This window comes from Streptomyces sp. NPDC027189 (genome assembly GCF_055566975.1).
On record NZ_JBVHRI010000013.1, the window covers coordinates 135,212 to 153,522 of the forward strand.

An 18,311-nucleotide genomic window follows, 5' to 3' on the forward strand; every position below is an offset into this window, starting at 1 on the left:
TGGCGGAACGGCGGAGGGAGTGGCCCGGTGGAGACAGTGCGTACGCGGGCGGATGTCGGGCAAGAGGGCGGGTGGGCGGCTCGGCTGACGCGGCGGCAAGGGGTTGGGGCGCTGGTCGCCGAGGCTGCCGGGAGTCCACTCAGGCGGACCATGGGGGTCGGGCAGCTCACGTTGCTCAGTGTGGGGGCCACGCTCGGGACCGGGATCTTCGTCGTGCTCGGGGAGGCCGTTCCCGAGGCCGGGCCCGCGATCGTCGTGTCGTTCGTGCTCGCCGGGGTGACCGCGCTGTTCTCCGCGCTGTCGTACGCCGAGCTGGCCGGCATGATCCCGGGCTCCGGGTCCTCGTACAGCTACGCCTACGCGACCCTCGGCGAGCTCGTGGCCTGGGTCTGCGGCTGGTGTCTGATCCTGGAGTACGGGGTGTCCGTGGCGGCCGTGGCCGTGGGCTGGGGCCAGTACGTCAATGAGCTGCTGGACCTGACCGTCGGGGTGACGCTGCCCGATTCCCTCAGTGCGCCGCCCGGTGACGGCGGTGTGCTGAACATCCCCGCTGCCGCCATTGTCGTCCTCGCCATGGTCGTGCTGCTGCGGGGCGCCCGGGAGAGCGCCGTCGCCAACACCCTCATGGTCGGCGTGAAGATCGCCGCCCTGGTCATGTTCTGCGCGGTCGCCTTCACCGCCTTCCGCGCCGGGAACTTCACGCCCCTGTTCCCGCTCGGCACGGCCGGCATGAGCGCGGGCGCCGCCTCGCTCTTCTTCTCCTACATCGGCTTCGACGCCGCGTCGACGGCGGGCGAGGAGGCCAAGAACCCGCAGCGCGATCTCCCTCGCGCGATCATCCTCTCCCTGGTCCTCGTCACCGCGCTGTACGTCCTCGTCGCGGTCGCCGCGCTCGGCGCCATGCCGTGGCAGAAGTTCGAGGGGACCGAGGCCACGCTGAGCGAGGTACTCGTGCAGTCGGTGGGCGGCGGCAGTCTCTGGCCGATCCTGCTCTCCATCGGCGCGGTCGTCGCCACCACCAGCGTCGTCCTCACCGTCCAGTACGGGCAGATCCGCATTCTCTTCGCGATGTCCCGGGACGGGCTCGTACCGTCGCTGTTCTCCAAGGTGCACCCCACCACCGGCGTGCCGCGCGCGAACACGGTCATCGTCTCCGGCTTCATCGCCGTGCTCGCCGCGCTCGTCCCGCTGGGCGCCCTCGCCGATGCCACCAGCATCGGCACGCTCTTCGCCTTCATGCTGGTCAACCTGGCCGTCATCCTGCTGCGCCGCCGCAGCCCCGAGGCGCCCCGCTCCTTCCGGGTGCCCTTCTCGCCGGTCACGCCGATCCTGGGCGTCGGCTTCTGCGCGTACATGCTGTTCAGCCTGGGGACGGACACGTGGGTCGCGTTCGGCGTGTGGATGGCCGTCGGCCTGGTGATCTACCGGCTGTACGGGATCAAGAACTCCAAGCTCGGCCGCGAGGCGCCCGACGGACACGCGGCGCACGACGCACACGAGGAGCCGGCGTGACCTCCCTCGACCTCACCACCGACGTAGTCACCCTCACCCGTGCCCTCGTCGACATCCCCTCCGAGAGCGGCGAGGAGGCCCGGCTCGCGGACGCAGTAGAGGCGGCCCTCACCGCGCTCCCGCACCTCACCGTCGAACGCGTCGGCAACTCGGTGGTAGCCCGCACGGACCTGGGCCACCCCGAACGGGTCGTGATCGCGGGCCACTTGGACACCGTCCCCGCCGCCGGGAACCTGCCCTCGCGCCTGGAGGGCGACCTGCTCCACGGCCTCGGCGCCTGCGACATGAAGGGCGGCGTCGCGGTCGCCCTGCGGCTGGCGGCCACCGTCCCCGCGCCGGCCGCGCGCGACATCACGTACGTCTTCTACGAGTGCGAGGAGGTCGAGGGCGACCGCAACGGGCTCGGCAGGATCGCCGCCGAGCGGCCGGAGCTCCTCAAGGCCGGCTTCGCGATCCTCATGGAGCCCTCCGACGCCGGGGTCGAGGCCGGCTGCCAGGGCGTCCTCATGGCCGACATCACGGTGCGCGGCGAGCGCGCGCACACCGCGCGCGCCTGGATGGGCGCGAACGCCGCGCACCGCGCCGGGGCCGTCCTCCAGCGGCTGGCCGAGCACACACCCGCGCGGGTCGTGATCGACGGCCTGGAGTACCGGGAAGGGCTGAATGCCGTCGCCGTGCGGTCCGGCGTCGCGGGCAATGTCGTCCCCGACGAGTGTGTGATCACGGTCAACTCCCGTTTCGCGCCGAGCCGTTCGCCGGATGAGGCGGAGGCGTACATACGGGACCTCTTCCCGGAGTACGACGTCGAGGTCACCGAGGTCGTGCCGGGCGCCCTGCCCGGGCTCGGCCAGGAAGCCGTGGCCTCGCTCGTCGGCGTACTCGGCGTGACGCCCCGTCCGAAGCTCGGCTGGACCGACGTCGCCCGGTTCGCCGCGCTCGGTGTCCCGGCGCTCAACTACGGCCCCGGAGACCCGGTGTTGGCGCACACGGCGGGCGAGTACGTGCCGGTGGCGCAGCTGCACGGGTGCGAGGAGCGGCTCAGGAGCTGGCTGGCGGTGTCGCCCTGAGCCCCGCCAGCGTCCGCAACTGCAGCCACAGCACCAGCCGTTCGTCGGGATCGTCGAGGTCGATGCCGAGCTGTTGCTGGGCCTGCCGGAGGCGGTAGCGGCAGGTGTTGGGGTGCACGGCGAGCAGCCGGGCCGCGCCCGCCATGTCGCAGCCGGCGTCCAGCCAGGAGACGAGGGTGCGGGCGTAGTCGGTGCCGTGCTCTGTGTCGTACGAGAGCACGGTCCGCCACGCCCCGGCACTCAACTCCCGCCGCTCGCCCAGGACTTCGGTGAGGCGGAGGAGGGTGACGCGGGGTCGTACCTCCGCCACACACGCCACCGGCAGCTCCGGTCCGAGGACGCGCAGGACGAGGTCCGCGTCGGCGCGGGAGGCCGTCACCTCCGCGAGCCCGGGCACGACATCGCCCAGCCCCGCCCGCACCGGAACCCGCAGCGCCAGTCCGGCCCGCCGCACGATGTCCTCGGCGAGCCGCTTGTGGCGCGCCCCGCCGCGCTCGCCGAGCGCGGGCAGCAGCGCGTACACGACTCCGTCGACGAGGACGCACGCGTGCCGCCCGTAGCGCGCTTCGCACTGGAGCCGTACGAGATCCAGGAGCCGTAGCGCGGTCTGCTCGACGTCCGCCGCCGAGACGGCCGAGTCGAGGACGAAGGCGGCCACGCGGACGGGCGCCGGGTTTCCGTCCGGGTCGAGGCCGAGGCCCAGGCGGTGGGCCGCGCCGGCCGGGTCGGCGGTGCCGTCGAGCAGGCGGCGCAGCAGGTCCCCGTTCTGGTGCCGGGCCAGCTCCTGCGCGGCCCGCGCGCGCAGCATGAGCAGCGCCGCCGTGGACGCGCCCTGTGCGAGGGCCTCCTCGGCGTCGGGCGCGAGGTTGCCGTCGTCCACGACCCAGAGCGAGCCGAGGGTCTCGCCGCCGGCGCGGACGGCGACGGCGAGGCGGGCGAGGAGACCAGCCGGGTCACCCGGGTCGCCGCCGTCGAGCGCGGGCAGCCGGACCGGGCCGTCGGCCGCGAACAGCACCCGGTACTGCTCCGAGTTCTCCGGGCTGGTCGGCACCCGGAGGCCGAGGATGCCCTGCCTGCGGTCCTCGTCGACCGGCTGCCCCGGCACGGTCGAGTACGCGAGGATCCGCTGGCGCGGGTCCTCGACGGCCGTGGCACCGCCGACGGCCGTGGCCACCGCGTCGGCCAGCGCGAAAAGGTCCCCGAGCCCGGTCCCCGCGGTCGATGGACGGGCGCCGATCGCCGAGGCGAGCAACAGATGCACGTGGTGCCAGGCGGCGTCCTCGTCCACCGAAAGCAGGGCCACACCCGCGGACTCCGCCTCCGCGAGCGGGCCGTCCGGGCCGCGGACCACGAGCCCGCTCATCCCCGCCTCCGCCGCGGCCCGCGCCAGCGACCCCGCCGCGGACGCGCGCACCCCGACCGCGAGCAGCAGCGCCCCGGGCGCACGGGGCAGTGGGGCGTGGGCGTCGTACAGCAGCGCCTCGGTGACCGGCACGGCGAGCCCGGCCGGCGCGGTGTGCAGGCGCACGGAGGGGCCGCCTATGACGTCCAGCAGGTCGCCGAGAGTGCAGGCATCCATGGGGCTCCTTCTCCGGGGTTGGCCGATCGGGGTCGGACGTTCGGGGTCGGACGTTCGGGGTCGGCCGACCGGGATTGGCCGACCGGGATTGGCCGACCGGGATTGGCCGACCGGGATTGGCCGATCTCATCAGGAACGTACGCGCGTGTTGTCCTGATGCACAACGCGGGAGTCGTCGTCAGCTCCGAGACTCGACCCCATGACAGGAGACGGCATGGCAGGCGGCCTCATGGCGGGCGACCCCGTGGCAGACGGTTTCGGGGCCGACGGTTTCGTGGCAGTGGCGACGGACTCGGCGCCGGGCGAGGCAGCGGCGACCGGTGTGCGAGATCTCGCGTCGGCCGCCGCCGACGCGGCAGGCGTCACCCTCCGCACCGTCCACGACGTCACCGGCATCGCCGCCGTGGCCGACTTCTTCAGCGACGTCTGGCAGACCCCGCGCAGCACCCCGCCGTACCCGGCCGAGGTGCTGCACAGCCTCGTCCACGCGGGCGGCGCGGTGCACGCCGCGTATTCGCCGGCCGGCGAGCGGCTCGCCGGAGCCTCCGTGGCCGTCTTCGGGCCGCCCGGCGACGCGTACGTGTACTCCTTCGTGGCCGCGGCCCTCGCCTCCGACCGCGGAGTCGGGTACGCCGTGAAGCAGGCCCAGCGTGTCTGGGCCCTGGAGCGCGGCGCCCGCACCATGCGCTGGACCTTCGACCCGCTGGTCGGCCGCAACGCCCGCTTCAACCTGGTCAAGCTGGGCGCCGCGGGCACGGAGTACCTCGTCGACTTCTACGGGCCGATGGCCGACGGCGTGAACGACGGCGACGAGAGCGACCGGCTGACGGTGACCTGGGACCTCGCCGTAGCCCCTTCCCGTACCGCCGTGGAAGGCGACCGCGACGCCGCGCCCGCCACCCACCGCGCCCCCGACGGCGACCCGCTGGCCCGCCGCGACCTCGCCGACAGCCGTGTCTGGTGCCGGGTACCGGACGACATCGTCAAGCTGCGCGCCGCCGACCCGCTGCTGGCACTGCGCTGGCGGCATGCCGTCCGGGAGGTCTTCACGGAGGCCTTCGCGGAGGGGTACGCCGCCACGGGGATGTCCAGGGACGGCTGGTACAGCCTCACCCGCCCGTCCAAGGAAGGCCGCGCATGAAACTCGAACGCGTCGAAGTCGTCCACATCGCCCTGCCTCTCGTCACACCCTTCCGTACGTCCTTCGGGACCATGACGACGAAGGACACCTTCCTCCTGCACGTCGTCACGGACGCGGCCGAGGGCTGGTCGGAGTTCGCCGCCGACCCCGAGCCGCTGTACTGCTCGGAGTTCGTGGCCGGCGCCGAGATCGTGCTCCGCGACTTCCTGCTGCCGCGCGTGGCCGCCCTCCCGGAGCTCACGGCGGCCGCGCTCGCGCCCGCGATGGCGAAGATCAAGGGGCACGAGCTGGCCAAGGCGGCTCTGGAGACGGCCGTCCTCGACGCCGAGCTGCGCGCGCACGGCATGCCGCTGGCGACCTACCTCGGGGCCGTGCACGACCGTGTACCCGCCGGGGTGTCCGTCGGCATCAAGGAGTCCGTCCCGGCACTCCTCGACGACGTCGAGCGCTACCTCGCCGAGGGGTACGTCCGTATCAAGCTGAAGATCGAACCCGGCTGGGACCTGGAGCCCGTACGGGCCGTGCGCGAGCGCTTCGGGGAAGGGCTGCCCCTCCAGGTGGACGCGAACACGGCGTACTCGCTCGCGGACGCCGAGCACCTGCGCCGGCTCGACGCGTTCGGGCTGCTGCTCATCGAGGAACCGCTGGAGGAGAACAACCCGCATGCGCACGCCCAGCTCCAGAAGCGCATCGCCACCTCCGTCTGCCTCGACGAGTCGCTGCACAGCGCCCGCGACACCGCGTCCGCGATCGCCATGGACGCCTGCCGGGTCGTGAATGTGAAGCCCGCCCGGGTCGGCGGCTATCTGGAGGCCCGCCGCATCCACGACGTCGCGCACGCGCACGGGCTGCCGGTGTGGTGCGGCGGCATGCTGGAGACGGGCATCGGCCGCGCCCCCAACCTCGCGCTCGCGGCCCTGCCCGGCTTCACCCTCCCCGGCGACACCTCCGCCTCCAGCCGCTACTTCGCCGAGGACATCACCGAGCCGTTCGTCCTTGAGGACGGCCATCTGCCGGTCCCGCGGACGCCCGGCATCGGCATCGAACCGCTCCCGGAGGCGCTGCGCCGCTTCACCACCGCACGGCGGGACCTGTACGGGGGCCGGGCTCAGCGGTGACGTTGGATTGATCCGGTCCGGGGGGCCGGGCTCAGCGGTGACGTTGGATTGATCCGGTCCGGGGGGCCGGGCCCAGTGGTGACGTTGGATTGATCCGGTCAGGGGAGCCGCGTCGAGCGGTGACGTTAGATTGATCCTGTGCTCTCTCGCCTCACACGCCCCAAGGCCGTCGCCCTCTGCGCCCTTCCCGTCGTGGCTCTGCTCGCCACGGCGGTGTTCGCGCCGCTGCCGTTCTCCGTGGCGCAGCCCGGCATGACGGCGAACGTCCTCGGCGAGAACAAGGGCGACCCGGTGATCACGATCAGCGGGGCGCCCACGCGGGACACCAGCGGGCAGCTGCGGATGACGACGATCGAGGCGACGGGCCCGGACGCGAGCGTCTCGCTCAGTGATGTGCTCGACGCCTGGTTCGCCACCGACCAGGCCGTGTTGCCGCGCGACTCGGTCTACCCGAGCGGGAACAGCGTCAAGGAGATCGAGCAGCACAACGCCGAGCAGATGAAGGAGTCCCAGGACACGGCGACCGAGGCGGCGCTCTCGTACCTCCACGAGAAGAACGACGTCAAGGTCACCCTCAAGCTCGCCGATGTCGGCGGTCCCAGTGCGGGACTGCTCTTCTCGCTCGGCATCGTCGACAAACTGGACGGCGACGGCAGCGGCGGCGACCTCACCGGGGGCCGCACCATCGCGGGTACGGGGACGATCGACGCCGACGGCAAGGTCGGCGCGGTCGGGGGCGTCGCCCTGAAGACCCAGGCCGCCCGCCGCGACGGCGCGACCGTCTTCCTGGTCCCGAAGGCGGAGTGCTCGGACGCCAAGGCGGAGCTCCCCAAGGGGCTGCGGCTGATTCCGGTGATCACCCTGAAGGGCGCGGTGGACTCCCTGGTGGCCCTGGAGAAGGGGAAGGGCTCGGTACCGAGCTGTTAGGCGACCGCCGGTTTCGGGGCCGCGGCGAGGCGGAGGCCGACTTCTACCAGGGTCCAGCCGAGGCGGGTGCGCAGTTCGCCCGGCTGCCTGGCTTCGGCCGCGAGCCGGTGGGCGTCGGCCTCGGCGCGGAGCTCGGCGGCGCGGGTGTGGTGCAGGGCGAGGTGCGTGTCGGGGTGCAGCATCGGTGCCTCTCAGTCCTGGTTGATGGGAAAGACGTGGGTGTGGATGCGGACCTGCTCGGTGTCAGGGGTGTCCTCGGCGGGAGCCGACGCACGGTAGTTCTCCATGAGTTCGTGCATCCTGGCGACGAGCTCGGTGGCGAGCTCGGGCGTCAGCCGTAGCGTCATGTCGCTCATGTCCGTGGCCCCGGACCAGGCCGTGGGCCATTCGTCCCGGGTGGCGATCCAGGTGGACAGCTCGCGGGTGTGGGTGTTCGCGATCTCGTGCAGGAAGGTGTCCACCGCTCCGCGCAACTCCGGGTCGGAGCCCGTGAACCGGGTGCTGTCGTAGATCAGCCCCTGGTGGACGGCCTTCCACCAGCGCTCTCGCCCCTTGCCGTGTTCCGGGGCGTCCTCGACGAAGCCGTGCGCGGCGAGCTGGCGCAGGTGGTAGCTGGTCGCTCCGCTGGACTCGCCCAGTTTCGCGGCCAGTTGGGACGCGGTGGCCGGTCCGCCGCGCCGCAGCGCGCTCAGCAGCTGCATGCGCAGCGGGTGCGCGAGGCCGCGCAGCGAGCGGGCGTCGAGGGTGCGGGGGGCCAGTTCGTTCGAGGCCGGTGTCGTCGGTTCTTCGCGCTCCTGCATGCATGCAAAGGTAGCGTTGCAAAGAAGTAGTTGCAAGGGGTTCTTTGCAACTACTTCTTTGTACGCGTGTCGGGCGCCCGGTCCCCGGCCGTACGTGTCACCCCTCCTTGACGAACCCCTCCTGCGTCATCCAGTCCAGCGCCACCTCGTGCGGATCCTGCCCCTGCACGTCCACCTTCGCGTTCAGCTCCTGCGCCACCGTGTTGTTCAGCTTCTTCGTCACCGGCTCGATGACCTCGGCGATCGCCGGATACCTCTTCAGGGCCTTGGAGTTGATCACGGGCGCCGCGTTGTAGTTGGGGAAGAACTTCTTGTTGTCCTGCATCACCACCAGGTTCATCGACTTGATGCGCCCGTCGGTGGTGAACACCTCTCCGTACGTGCAACTCCCCTTCGCCACCTGGGTGTAGATGATCCCGGTGTCCATCTGCGTGATGTTCTTCGCGGGCACGCTCATCCCGTACGCCTTCTCCATGCCCGGCAGCCCGTCGGCCCGGTTGGCGAACTCGCTCTCCACGCACAGCGTGACCGCGCTGGGATCCGACTCCGACAGCGCGGCCACGTCGGAGAGCGTCTTCGTGCCGTACTTCTTGAAGTTGGCCTGGTTCATGGCAAGCGCGTACGTGTTGTTGAGGGCGGACGGTGGCAGCCACGTCACCCCGTTCTTCGAGTCGGCGTCGTGCACGGCCCGCCACTGCTCCTGCGGGTCCGGGATCGGCTTGCCGTTGCCGAGGTAGGTGATCCACGCCGTGCCCGTGTACTCGTACATCGCGTCCGCGTCCCCGTTCTTGACCGCCTCGCGGGAGCCGATCGACCCCTGGATGCCGGTGCGGTCGAGCACATCCGCGCCGGCCGCCTGGAAGGCGATGCCCATGATCGCGCCGAGGATCAGCTGCTCGGTGAACTCCTTGGACGTCACGGTGAGATGGGCGCCCTTGAGTGGCTGCCCCTGCCCGATGGAGCCGGGCTCGACGTCGTCGGCCATCGGGGAGCCGCTGGTCAGCCCGCAGCCGGAGGCCAGCACCAGCCCACCGGCGACCGCGCAGGTCACGAAGCGCCTCATGTCCCCGCCTCCAACCCGTGCGGCCTCAGCAGCAGTTCCGCCAGCGATGCCAGCCAGTCGACGAGCAGCGCCAGGGCGACGGTCAGGATCGAGCCAAGCACCAGGACCGGCATGCGCTGGGTGGTGATCCCGGTGGTGATGAGGACGCCGAGACCGCCTCCGCCGCCGAAGGTGGCGAGGGTCGCCGTGCCGACGTTCAGGACCAGCGCTGTCCGTACGCCGGCGAGGATCAGCGGGACGGCCAGCGGGAGTTCGATGCGGCTGAGCACGCCCAGCGGCGACATACCGATGCCGCGCGCCGCCTCCAGCAGCGTCGGGTCGTTGGCCTTCAGCCCCGCGATCGTGTTGGAGAGGACCGGCAGGATGGCGTAGATGGTGATGCCGATCAGGGCCGACTTCTCGCCGGTGCCGAGCCAGATGACCAGCAGCGCCAGCAGGCCGATCGCGGGGGTGGCCTGCCCCATGTTGGCGATGGTCATCGCGATCGGGGTCAGCTTCCGGAACGCCTTGCGGGTGAGCAGGATGCCCAGCGGGATGGCGATGATCAGCACGAAGAACGTGGAGATCGCGGCCAGTTGGACGTGCTGCCACAGGGCCTTCGACACCTGGCCGTTCGACAGCGCGTTCTCGGAGATCGCATCGAGGGTCGCCTGCTGGAACCAGAGCCAGGTGGCGAGCAGCAGGGCCGTCAGGGCCGCCGGCATGAAGGTCAGCCGTTGCCAGGAAATCCGGCGCTTGAGTGTGACGGGCGGCGGCGGTGCCTCCTGCTCGGCCTCGTCCTCGTCCCGGAAGGCGAGCCCCTTGACGTCGTGCTCGCCCTCGGGCCGCTGATCGGTGGGCGGTGTGTTCACGCCTTCGCCTCTCCGGCGTCCACGCCCTCCTGCTCGAAGTGGGTCTGCTGGGCGCGCGCCTCCTCCAGCTCGTGCTGGGCCTCCATCGCCTCCAGTCGGTCTGCCTCAAGGAGCTCGTGCACGGAGTTCATCAGCGTCTCCATGTCGACGACGCCGATGTACTCGCCGCGCCGCCCGGTGACCGCGACCCGGCCCGTGTTGTCCGTGAGCACCGCCTCCAGGGCGTCCCGTAGCGTGGCGTCCCTGGTCACCGTGTCGTGCACCAGCGTGCCGGCCCGCGCCAGCGAGCCCTTGGCCCGCATCAGGTCGCCGCGCCGCAGCCACTTGTACGGGCGCCGGCGCTTGTCGAGCAGCAGGATCTCGTTCGTACCGCTCGCCCGGAGCAGGTTGAAGATCGATTGGAGGGGGTCGTCGACGGTCACTGTCGGATAGTCGGTGATCTCCACATCCCGTACGCGCGTCAGATTGAGTCTCTTGAGAGCCGCCCGCGCGCCCACGAACCCCGACACGAAGTCGTCGGCCGGGTTGGTGAGGATCGCCTCCGGGGTGTCGAACTGCGCGATGTGCGAGTGCTCGCGCAGCACCGCGATCCGGTCGCCCAGCTTGATCGCCTCGTCGAAGTCGTGGGTGACGAAGACGATCGTCTTGTGCAGCTCCTGCTGGAGCCGGATCAGCTCGTCCTGGAGGTGGTCGCGGGTGATCGGGTCCACCGCACCGAACGGCTCGTCCATCAGCAGGACGGGCGGGTCGGCCGCCAACGCGCGTGCCACGCCCACGCGTTGCTGCTGCCCGCCGGAGAGCTGGCGCGGATAGCGGCCGTGGAACTCGGCCGGGTCGAGCCCGACCAGGTCCAGCATCTCCTCGACCCGCGACCTGATCCTCGGCTTGGACCAGCCGGCCATCTTCGGTACCAGCGCGATGTTCTGGGCGACCGTCATGTGCGGGAAGAGCCCGGAGGACTGGATCGCGTACCCGATCTTGCGGCGCAGCTTCACCGGGTCCATGTGGGTGACGTCCTCGCCGCCGATGCGGATGCGTCCGCCCGTCGGCTCGATCAACCGGTTGATCATCTTCAGGGTCGTGGACTTGCCGCATCCGGACGGGCCCACGAAGACGACGAGTTCGCCCGCCCTGATCTCCATGTTGACGCTGTCCACGGCGGGTTCCCGGCTGCCGGGATAGCGCTTGGTGAGGTGCTCCAGTTCGATGGTGGCGCCGGCCGTGGACGTGTGCCCGCCAGCGGCTTTCCCGGCGGTCCCAGTGGTCCCAGTGGTCTCAGTGGTCTCAGGCACGGATCCCCCGCGGAATGGTCAGCCGCCCGATGAGGACGTACGCGGCGTCGAACAGCAGCGCCAGGATGATGATCCCGATCGTGCCCGCGAGAACCTGGTTGAGCGCGTTCTTGCTGCCCAGGGAGCCGATGCCGCGGAAGATCTCGTTGCCGAGGCCGGGCCCGGAGGCGTACGCCGCGATCGCCGCAATGCCCATCAGCATCTGTGTCGAGATCCGGATGCCGGTCAGGATCGGCGGCCAGGCCAGCGGCAGCTCCACCCTCACCAGCCGGGCAGGCCGCGACATCCCGATGCCCGTCGCCGCGTCCACGAGCGAGGGATCGACCCCGCGCAGGCCGACGATCGAGTTCCGCACGATCGGCAGCAGCCCGTACAGCGTCAGGGCGACCACCGTCGGCGGCACGCCCAGGCCGACGATCGGGATCAGCAGACCGATCATGGCGAGCGACGGGATGGTCAGGATGGTGGCGGTGGTGGTCGTGGCGAGGCTGCCGGCCCACTCGCTGCGGTAGGTGACGACGCCGATCAGCACGCCGATGGCCGTCGCCACGACCATGCACTGGAAGACCGCGCTGGCGTGCTGGTACGCGTCCGTGAGCAGCTGCTGGTGGCGGCTGCTGAGGTACTCCCAGAAGGTCACGCCACCTCACCCCGGTCATCGGTCAGTGCTCGGTCGCCGCCTGCTCCACCAGCGGGATGATCCGCAGCGGAACGGGGTTCTCCATGACGATCGCCGTGGAGGCCCGGACGATGCCATCAAAACCGACAACCCGGTCGATCACACGCTGGAGATCGGCGTTCGAGCGGGCCACGAGCCGGCACAGCATGTCCCCGCTGCCGGTCGTGGTGTGCAGTTCGAGGACCTCGGGTACGGTCGCCAAGTGGGCCCGCACGTCGGCACCTTGCCCCTGCCGGATCTGCAGGGTCGCGAACGCCGTGACCGGGTAGCCGAGCGCGGCCGGGTCCACCTGCGGCCCGAAACCCCGGATGACTCCATTCGATTGAAGCCGGTCGAGCCGGGCCTGCACCGTGCCGCGGGCGACCCCGAGCCGCCGGGACATCTCCAGGACGCCGATGCGCGGTTCCTCGGCGAGCAGCACGAGGAGCCGGCCGTCCAGATGATCGATCGCCATGGGGGCCTCCGAGATGGTCATCCTGTACAGAACGCCCGCAGCAACGAGCGATCGTCTGGGCAGATTGTCCAGCCGACACGCAAACTATTGCGCACCTTGCGGAACGGAGGGAGTCTGCGGCCATGACTCAGACCACCCACCACACTCCCGAAACCGCCCGGCAGGCAGACCCCTTCCCGGTCAAGGGAATGGACGCGGTCGTCTTCGCCGTCGGCAACGCCAAGCAGGCCGCGCACTACTACTCCACCGCCTTCGGCATGCAGCTCGTGGCCTACTCCGGACCGGAGAACGGCAGCCGCGAGACGGCGTCGTACGTCCTCGAGAACGGCTCGGCACGCTTCGTCTTCACCTCCGTCATCAAGCCCGCCACCACCTGGGGCCACTTCCTCGCCGAGCACGTGGCCGCGCACGGCGACGGCGTCGTCGACCTCGCCATCGAGGTCCCGGACGCGCGCGCCGCGTACGCGTACGCCGTCGAGCACGGTGCCCGCTCGGTCGCCGAGCCGTACGAGATCAAGGACGAGCACGGCACGGTCGTCCTCGCCGCGATCGCGACGTACGGCGAGACCCGCCACACCCTGGTCGACCGCTCGGGCTACGAGGGCCCCTACCTCCCCGGCTTCGTGGCCGCGAAGCCGATCGTCGAGCCCCCGGCCCGCCGCACCTTCCAGGCCATCGACCACTGCGTCGGCAATGTCGAGCTCGGCCGCATGAACGAGTGGGTCGGCTTCTACAACAAGGTCATGGGCTTCACGAACATGAAGGAGTTCGTGGGCGACGACATCGCGACCGAGTACAGCGCGCTGATGTCGAAGGTCGTCGCGGACGGGACCCTGAAGGTCAAGTTCCCGATCAACGAGCCCGCGATCGCCAAGAAGAAGTCCCAGATCGACGAGTACCTGGAGTTCTACGGCGGCGCGGGCGTCCAGCACATCGCGCTGAACACGAACGACATCGTCGAGACCGTACGCGCCATGCGCGCCGGGGGAGTTCAGTTCCTGGACACGCCGGACTCGTACTACGACACCCTCGGCGAGTGGGTGGGCGACACCCGCGTCCCCGTCGACACGCTCCGCGAACTGAAGATCCTCGCCGACCGCGACGAGGACGGCTATCTGCTGCAGATCTTCACCAAGCCGGTCCAGGACCGTCCGACCGTGTTCTTCGAGATCATCGAGCGGCACGGCTCGATGGGCTTCGGCAAGGGCAACTTCAAGGCCCTGTTCGAGGCGATCGAGCGGGAGCAGGAGAAGCGCGGCAACCTGTGAGTCCGTAGAACCTGCGACCGCGGGCGCCAGTCGAGACGCTCATGTCCTGTGGGCGCCGGGGGGCGCCCACAGGACATGAGGGCGACCGTGCCTCCGGCACACCGAACTACCGCGTCCATGACCTCGACGCGTTCGTCGCCGGCGACTACTCGACCCACCTCGCCGGCTTTCCGCGGGCTCGCCTCCGGCGACGAGGGGGCCCGCAAGTGCTCGATCCACCACAAGCCGTACGCGCCCACGGAGTCGTAATCTGACCGCATGGCCAGGATCAACGACGTGGGCGGCATGCAGGGGTTCGGTGCCATCGACACCACCGACGACACCGAGCCCTTCCACGCGGACTGGGAGGCGCGGGTCGTCGGACTCTTCAACGCCCTGCGCGCCCAAGGGGTGTTCAACACCAACGAGTTCCGGGACGCGATCGAGTCGATGCCGGCCAAGGAGTACCTGGCTGCCTCGTACTACGAGCGGTGGTTCACCGCGATCTGCGCCCTGCTGGAGCACAAGGGCGTGATCGAGCCGGGCGAACTGGACGAGCAGGGTGCGCCGGCTGCGCCGACCGAGCTGGAGGCGCGCGATGGCTGACCGCTTCGCGCCCGGCGCCCGGGTCCGGACCTTCCACCACGACCCGCCGCACCACACCCGCCTGCCGCGGTACGCGCGCGGCAAGCGGGGCGTCGTGGTCGAGCCGGAGGGCCGGGCGGAGCTCGCCGACGTCAGCGCGCAGGGACGCGGGGACGCCCCCGTCGAGCAGGTGTACGCCGTCCGCTTCGCGGCCCGCGATCTGTGGGGCGAGGGCGACCACCATGTCGTACTGGACTTGTGGGAAAGCTACTTGGAAGAGGACCGGCACGATGAGCGGTGACCATCACGACGACGCGCCGGTCTCCCGGCGGGTGCGGCGCCTGGAGACCCTCCTGGAGGAGAAGGGGGTGCTCTCGGGCGGGGCGCTGGACGAAGCGATCGACGCGTTCCTGGCGCAGTCCTCCCCGGCGAACGGCGCGCGGGTGGTGGCCCGCGCCTGGGCCGACCCGTCCTTCAGGTCCCGTCTGCTCGCCGACGGCACGGCGGCGGTCCAGGAACTCGGCTTCATGGACGGTTCGTATCAGCGCCTGAGGGTCGTCGAGAACACGGAGAGCGTGCACAACGTCATCGTCTGCACCCTCTGCTCCTGCTACCCGCTCCGCCTCCTCGGCCCCTCCCCGAGCTGGTACAAGTCCGAGTCCTACCGCTCCCGCGTCGTCCGCGAGCCCCGTGCCGTCCTCGCCGAGTTCGGCCTCGCACTCCCGTCCGGCACGGAGATCTCCGTGTGGGACTCCAGCGCCGAGACCCGCTACATGGTCCTCCCACGCCGCCCCGCCTACACGGAGTCCCTCCGGGAGGAGGAACTGGCGGCCCTGGTCACCCGCAACGCGTTGATCGGCACGGCGGCGCTCTGATCGCGCCCGCCGCTCAGCGCGACCCCGAGGGCTTCGGTGCGGGCGTCCGTGCGGGGTTCGGTGCGGGCGTACGCGCGGGTTTCGGTGCGGGCGTACGCGCGGGCTGGGGCGCCGGCTCCGGTGCCGGCGGTTCCGTGTACTCCTCGGGCTCCTCCTCCAGCGGCTCGGGCGGCCCGACCGCGGGCGGCTCGCCCAGACCCTCCAGCGTCTCCTGGGCCAGCGGCACGAAGAGCGGCGAGAAGTAGGGGTTGATGAGCAGGGCCTCGGTGAGATGGCGGCGGGCCGGGCCGGAGAGGTCCAGGGCGCGTTCGATCTGGCCCAGGTGATACATGTACAGCGCGCTGCGCACACCGCCCCCGTGCTCCTTGTCCAAGACCTTCGTCGCGAACTTGACCGCCTCCTCGTCCGCCCCGGTCCGGTGCAGCGCCCAGCCCAGCGCGTCCGCCACGGGAATCGCGGGGCGCCGCTCCCACTCATCACGCAGCCGCCGCACCGCTTCCGCCGGGTCACCGTGGTCCGCCTCGAAGAGCCCGAGGACCAGCTCGTCGTCCGCACCCCCGGCGGTTTCCTGCTGCACCCGCTCCCGCAGCAGGTCGTACTGCTCGCGCGCGGCCTGGTCGAGCCCCAGCTTCTCGTACAGCTCGCCCAGCTCCAGCGCATACCGCGGCGCGGGCCGCTTGCCCAGCGCCGTCCGGTACGCGCGCAGCGCGTCCGCCGTACGCCCGAGCGCCGCCAGCGCGCGCCCCTGACCGGCGAGGGCCCCGGGCGCGTCGGGGTCGGCGCCCAGCGCGGCCTTGTAGTAGCGCAGCGACTGCTCCGGGTCACCGCGCTCCCATGCCAGCTCACCGGCCTGCTGGAGAAAGTCCGCCTCCTCGGCGGGCGTCTGCGCGCCCGCCGCTGCGTCGGCGATCGTGGCCATCGCGTCCTCGCGCCAGCCGCGGTCCCAGTAGACCCGCGAGGCCTGTGCCTGCACCGCCGGTCCGGAGTGCAGTTTCTGCAGCTTTTCGAGGGTCCTGCGAGTGGCCTTGAAGTCCCCGAGGCCGGTGTACGCCTCGATCAGCAGCGGATACGTCGTCCACCGCTTCGGCGACTGTTTCACGGCCGCCTCGCCCCACTCCTTGGCCTTCTGGAAGTCGCCCCGCGCGTTGGCGAGCGCGGTCAGGCCCTCCAGCGCTTCCGCGTTCCCCTCCGGTCTGACCTGCAGCGACGTTCGCAGCGCCTTCTCGGCCTTGGAGTAGTACGCGGGCGTCGCGGTTCGCCGCGCCTCCTCCACATACGCGCCGCCGAGCACCGCCCACGACTGCTCGTCACGCGGATGGGCCCGCAGATGGGCCTCGCGATCCCCGATGAGCGCCGCCAGATCGGGCAGCGAGGCGGGCACCCCGGCCGCGACCGCCCGCTGCGCCCGGGTCACCGGGCCGGGCCCCGCCGAGGGCGGCACCACGGCCTGCCGCGCCGGGGGCAGCAGCACCAGCACACCGCCCAGCACGACACCGCCCACGACCACCCCGATCAGCACGCGCTTGGCGACGGGGGAGAAGCGTGGCCCGCGGGGTTCCTGGGGCTGCAGCCCGGAGAGAACCGGCTGCCGCTTTTCGATCTCCATGCCGCTCACTGTGCGCCAGTACGAAGACCACATCCCGGCAGCAAAAGCCTCGGGCGGACGGGGTTCACACCGATGGCCCCGAGTGCGACGCTGTGATCATGAGCCGTATCGAAGCCCCGCACGATGAAGACACGGCAGCGACCGGCAACCTGGTCGACCGCCTGCTGAGCGGCCTGCCGGCCGAAGCCGTCCTCACCGACCCGGACGTCACGGCCTCGTACGCCAACGACATGGCGAGCTTCTGCGAGGCGGGCACGCCCGCCGTGGTCGTCATGCCGCGCACCGTCGAACAGGTCCAGCACGTCATGCGCACCGCGACCGAACTGCGCGTCCCGGTCGTCCCACAGGGCGCCCGCACCGGTCTGTCGGGCGCAGCCAACGCCTCGGACGGCTGCATCGTGCTGTCCCTGGTGAAGATGGACCGGATCCTCGAGATCAACCCCGTCGACCGCATCGCCGTGGTCGAACCCGGCGTCATCAATGCCGCGCTCTCCCGCGCGGTCAACGAACACGGCCTGTACTACCCGCCGGACCCCTCCAGCTGGGAGATGTGCACGATCGGCGGCAACATCGGCACGGCATCCGGCGGCCTGTGCTGCGTGAAGTACGGGGTGACGGCCGAGTACGTCCTCGGACTGGAGGTCGTCCTCGCCGACGGACGGCTCATGAACACCGGCCGCCGTACGGCGAAGGGCGTCGCCGGGTACGACCTCACCCGCCTCTTCGTGGGATCGGAGGGCTCGCTCGGCATCGTCGTGCGGGCGATTCTGGCCCTGAAGCCGCAGCCGCCCCAACAGCTCGTGCTGGCCGCGGAGTTCGGGTCGGCACGCGCCGCCTGCGACGCCGTCTGCCGGATCATGGAGGGCGGCCACGTGCCCTCCCTGCTCGAACTCATGGACCGTACGACGGTGAAGGCCGTCAACGACATGGCACACATGGGCCTGCCGGAGACCACCGAGGCCCTGCTCCTGGCCGCCTTCGACACCCACGACCCCGCCGCCGACCTCGCCGCGGTCGGCGCGCTGTGCGAGGCGGCGGGCGCCACCCAGGTCGTACCGGCGGAGGACGCGGCCGAGTCCGAACTCCTGCTTCAGGCGCGGCGGTTGTCGCTCACCGCGCTCGAAGCGGTCAAGGGCACGACGATGATCGACGACGTGTGCGTGCCGCGCTCCCGGCTCGGCGACATGCTCGAAGGGATCGAGCGCGTCGCCGACAAGTACGCCCTGACCATCGGGGTCTGCGCGCACGCAGGCGACGGCAACACGCATCCCACCGTCTGCTTCGACGCGTCCGACCCCGACGAGTCCCGGCGCGCCCGCGAGTCCTTCGACGAGATCATGGCGCTGGGACTGGAACTCGGCGGCACGATCACCGGCGAGCACGGAGTGGGCGTCCTGAAGAAGGAATGGCTGGCGCGTGAGATCGGCCCGGTGGGAGTGGAGATGCAGCGGGCCATCAAGACGACGTTCGACCCGCTGGGCATCCTGAACCCGGGCAAACTGTTCTGACACCCTG

The 18,311-nt window shown here is 71.0% G+C and carries 19 protein-coding genes; 10 read left to right on the forward strand and 9 right to left on the reverse strand.

The window, feature by feature from the left end:
- The first annotated feature begins 36 nt into the window (after positions 1-36).
- Together ACZ4RZ_RS28500 and dapE are read left to right on the forward strand one after the other, a co-directional pair.
- The gene (locus ACZ4RZ_RS28500) at positions 37-1,512 is read left to right on the forward strand and encodes an amino acid permease (protein ID WP_467748979.1); all 1,476 of its coding nucleotides are present in this window, start codon (positions 37-39) and stop codon (positions 1,510-1,512) included.
- Positions 1,509-2,579 (forward strand): succinyl-diaminopimelate desuccinylase, encoded by a 1,071-nt coding sequence (gene dapE / locus ACZ4RZ_RS28505; protein ID WP_467748794.1) that lies wholly within the window; start codon positions 1,509-1,511, stop codon positions 2,577-2,579. Before ACZ4RZ_RS28500 ends, dapE begins: the two co-directional genes overlap by 4 nt.
- On the opposite strand, the gene ACZ4RZ_RS28510 is transcribed toward dapE, so the two are convergent.
- Entirely contained in the window at positions 2,551-4,158 is a 1,608-nt protein-coding gene (locus ACZ4RZ_RS28510; RefSeq protein ID WP_467748796.1) for a PucR family transcriptional regulator, read from the reverse strand. The two genes, dapE and ACZ4RZ_RS28510, sit on opposite strands and share 29 nt — an antisense overlap.
- 214 nt (positions 4,159-4,372) lie before the next feature.
- On the opposite strand from ACZ4RZ_RS28510, the gene ACZ4RZ_RS28515 reads away from it, so the two are divergent.
- The 3 genes from ACZ4RZ_RS28515 to ACZ4RZ_RS28525 all read left to right on the forward strand — a co-directional run bounded on the left by ACZ4RZ_RS28515 (position 4,373) and on the right by ACZ4RZ_RS28525 (position 7,344).
- Complete coding sequence (locus ACZ4RZ_RS28515) at positions 4,373-5,299, forward strand: chorismate synthase (protein ID WP_467748797.1); 927 nt, start codon at positions 4,373-4,375, stop codon at positions 5,297-5,299.
- Complete coding sequence (gene menC, locus ACZ4RZ_RS28520) at positions 5,296-6,417, forward strand: o-succinylbenzoate synthase (RefSeq protein WP_467748798.1); 1,122 nt, start codon at positions 5,296-5,298, stop codon at positions 6,415-6,417. Before ACZ4RZ_RS28515 ends, menC begins: the two co-directional genes overlap by 4 nt.
- 138 nt (positions 6,418-6,555) lie before the next feature.
- On the forward strand, positions 6,556-7,344 hold the full coding sequence (locus ACZ4RZ_RS28525; protein WP_467748800.1) for a S16 family serine protease: 789 nt from the start codon (positions 6,556-6,558) through the stop codon (positions 7,342-7,344).
- Here ACZ4RZ_RS28525 and ACZ4RZ_RS28530 read toward each other — a convergent pair.
- The 7 genes from ACZ4RZ_RS28530 to ACZ4RZ_RS28560 form a co-directional block, all read right to left on the reverse strand.
- Positions 7,341-7,523, reverse strand: coding sequence for a hypothetical protein (locus ACZ4RZ_RS28530; protein WP_467748980.1), 183 nt, complete (start codon positions 7,521-7,523; stop codon positions 7,341-7,343). The genes ACZ4RZ_RS28525 and ACZ4RZ_RS28530 overlap by 4 nt on opposite strands.
- 12 nt (positions 7,524-7,535) lie before the next feature.
- Positions 7,536-8,144, reverse strand: coding sequence for an ArsR/SmtB family transcription factor (locus ACZ4RZ_RS28535; protein ID WP_467748801.1), 609 nt, complete (start codon positions 8,142-8,144; stop codon positions 7,536-7,538).
- Positions 8,145-8,241: 97 nt separating this feature from the next.
- On the reverse strand, positions 8,242-9,207 hold the full coding sequence (locus ACZ4RZ_RS28540) for a glycine betaine ABC transporter substrate-binding protein (protein WP_467748803.1): 966 nt from the start codon (positions 9,205-9,207) through the stop codon (positions 8,242-8,244).
- Positions 9,204-10,058, reverse strand: coding sequence for an ABC transporter permease (locus ACZ4RZ_RS28545; protein ID WP_467748804.1), 855 nt, complete (start codon positions 10,056-10,058; stop codon positions 9,204-9,206). The genes ACZ4RZ_RS28540 and ACZ4RZ_RS28545 overlap by 4 nt, the downstream gene beginning before the upstream one ends.
- A complete protein-coding gene (locus tag ACZ4RZ_RS28550; protein ID WP_467748805.1) occupies positions 10,055-11,350 on the reverse strand; it encodes a betaine/proline/choline family ABC transporter ATP-binding protein in 1,296 nt (431 codons plus the stop codon). Before ACZ4RZ_RS28550 ends, ACZ4RZ_RS28545 begins: the two co-directional genes overlap by 4 nt.
- Positions 11,343-11,990: an ABC transporter permease gene (locus ACZ4RZ_RS28555; RefSeq protein ID WP_467748806.1), complete on the reverse strand. Its 648-nt coding sequence runs from the start codon at positions 11,988-11,990 to the stop codon at positions 11,343-11,345. Before ACZ4RZ_RS28555 ends, ACZ4RZ_RS28550 begins: the two co-directional genes overlap by 8 nt.
- Before the next feature lie 22 nt (positions 11,991-12,012).
- Positions 12,013-12,483 (reverse strand): Lrp/AsnC family transcriptional regulator, encoded by a 471-nt coding sequence (locus ACZ4RZ_RS28560; protein WP_189184758.1) that lies wholly within the window; start codon positions 12,481-12,483, stop codon positions 12,013-12,015.
- A 122-nt stretch (positions 12,484-12,605) separates the two neighbouring features.
- On the opposite strand from ACZ4RZ_RS28560, the gene hppD reads away from it, so the two are divergent.
- The 4 genes from hppD to nthA all read left to right on the forward strand — a co-directional run bounded on the left by hppD (position 12,606) and on the right by nthA (position 15,190).
- Positions 12,606-13,751 (forward strand): 4-hydroxyphenylpyruvate dioxygenase, encoded by a 1,146-nt coding sequence (gene hppD, locus ACZ4RZ_RS28565; RefSeq protein ID WP_467748807.1) that lies wholly within the window; start codon positions 12,606-12,608, stop codon positions 13,749-13,751.
- 258 nt (positions 13,752-14,009) lie between these two features.
- Positions 14,010-14,336, forward strand: a complete 327-nt coding sequence (locus tag ACZ4RZ_RS28570; protein ID WP_467748809.1) for a hypothetical protein — start codon at positions 14,010-14,012, stop codon at positions 14,334-14,336.
- Positions 14,329-14,616, forward strand: coding sequence for an SH3-like domain-containing protein (locus ACZ4RZ_RS28575; RefSeq protein ID WP_467748810.1), 288 nt, complete (start codon positions 14,329-14,331; stop codon positions 14,614-14,616). Before ACZ4RZ_RS28570 ends, ACZ4RZ_RS28575 begins: the two co-directional genes overlap by 8 nt.
- On the forward strand, positions 14,606-15,190 hold the full coding sequence (gene nthA / locus ACZ4RZ_RS28580; RefSeq protein WP_467748812.1) for a nitrile hydratase subunit alpha: 585 nt from the start codon (positions 14,606-14,608) through the stop codon (positions 15,188-15,190). Before ACZ4RZ_RS28575 ends, nthA begins: the two co-directional genes overlap by 11 nt.
- A 13-nt stretch (positions 15,191-15,203) precedes the next feature.
- Here nthA and ACZ4RZ_RS28585 read toward each other — a convergent pair whose 3' ends face one another.
- The gene (locus tag ACZ4RZ_RS28585; protein ID WP_467748813.1) at positions 15,204-16,796 is read right to left on the reverse strand and encodes a tetratricopeptide repeat protein; all 1,593 of its coding nucleotides are present in this window, start codon (positions 16,794-16,796) and stop codon (positions 15,204-15,206) included.
- Between the two features lie 92 nt (positions 16,797-16,888).
- Between ACZ4RZ_RS28585 and ACZ4RZ_RS28590 the strand changes: the two genes are divergently transcribed.
- Positions 16,889-18,304: an FAD-binding oxidoreductase gene (locus ACZ4RZ_RS28590; protein ID WP_467748815.1), complete on the forward strand. Its 1,416-nt coding sequence runs from the start codon at positions 16,889-16,891 to the stop codon at positions 18,302-18,304.
- Positions 18,305-18,311 lie beyond the last annotated feature (7 nt).

Coding starts and splice junctions, on each gene's coding strand:
- ACZ4RZ_RS28510 (WP_467748796.1), bottom strand. CDS start 4,158: ATGGATGCCTGCACTCTCGGCGACCTGCTGGACGTCATAGGCGGCCCC.
- ACZ4RZ_RS28515 (WP_467748797.1), top strand. CDS start 4,373: ATGGCAGGCGGCCTCATGGCGGGCGACCCCGTGGCAGACGGTTTCGGG.
- menC (WP_467748798.1), top strand. CDS start 5,296: ATGAAACTCGAACGCGTCGAAGTCGTCCACATCGCCCTGCCTCTCGTC.
- ACZ4RZ_RS28535 (WP_467748801.1), bottom strand. CDS start 8,144: ATGCAGGAGCGCGAAGAACCGACGACACCGGCCTCGAACGAACTGGCC.
- ACZ4RZ_RS28540 (WP_467748803.1), bottom strand. CDS start 9,207: ATGAGGCGCTTCGTGACCTGCGCGGTCGCCGGTGGGCTGGTGCTGGCC.
- ACZ4RZ_RS28560 (WP_189184758.1), bottom strand. CDS start 12,483: ATGGCGATCGATCATCTGGACGGCCGGCTCCTCGTGCTGCTCGCCGAG.
- hppD (WP_467748807.1), top strand. CDS start 12,606: ATGACTCAGACCACCCACCACACTCCCGAAACCGCCCGGCAGGCAGAC.
- ACZ4RZ_RS28570 (WP_467748809.1), top strand. CDS start 14,010: ATGGCCAGGATCAACGACGTGGGCGGCATGCAGGGGTTCGGTGCCATC.
- ACZ4RZ_RS28575 (WP_467748810.1), top strand. CDS start 14,329: ATGGCTGACCGCTTCGCGCCCGGCGCCCGGGTCCGGACCTTCCACCAC.
- nthA (WP_467748812.1), top strand. CDS start 14,606: ATGAGCGGTGACCATCACGACGACGCGCCGGTCTCCCGGCGGGTGCGG.
- ACZ4RZ_RS28585 (WP_467748813.1), bottom strand. CDS start 16,796: ATGGAGATCGAAAAGCGGCAGCCGGTTCTCTCCGGGCTGCAGCCCCAG.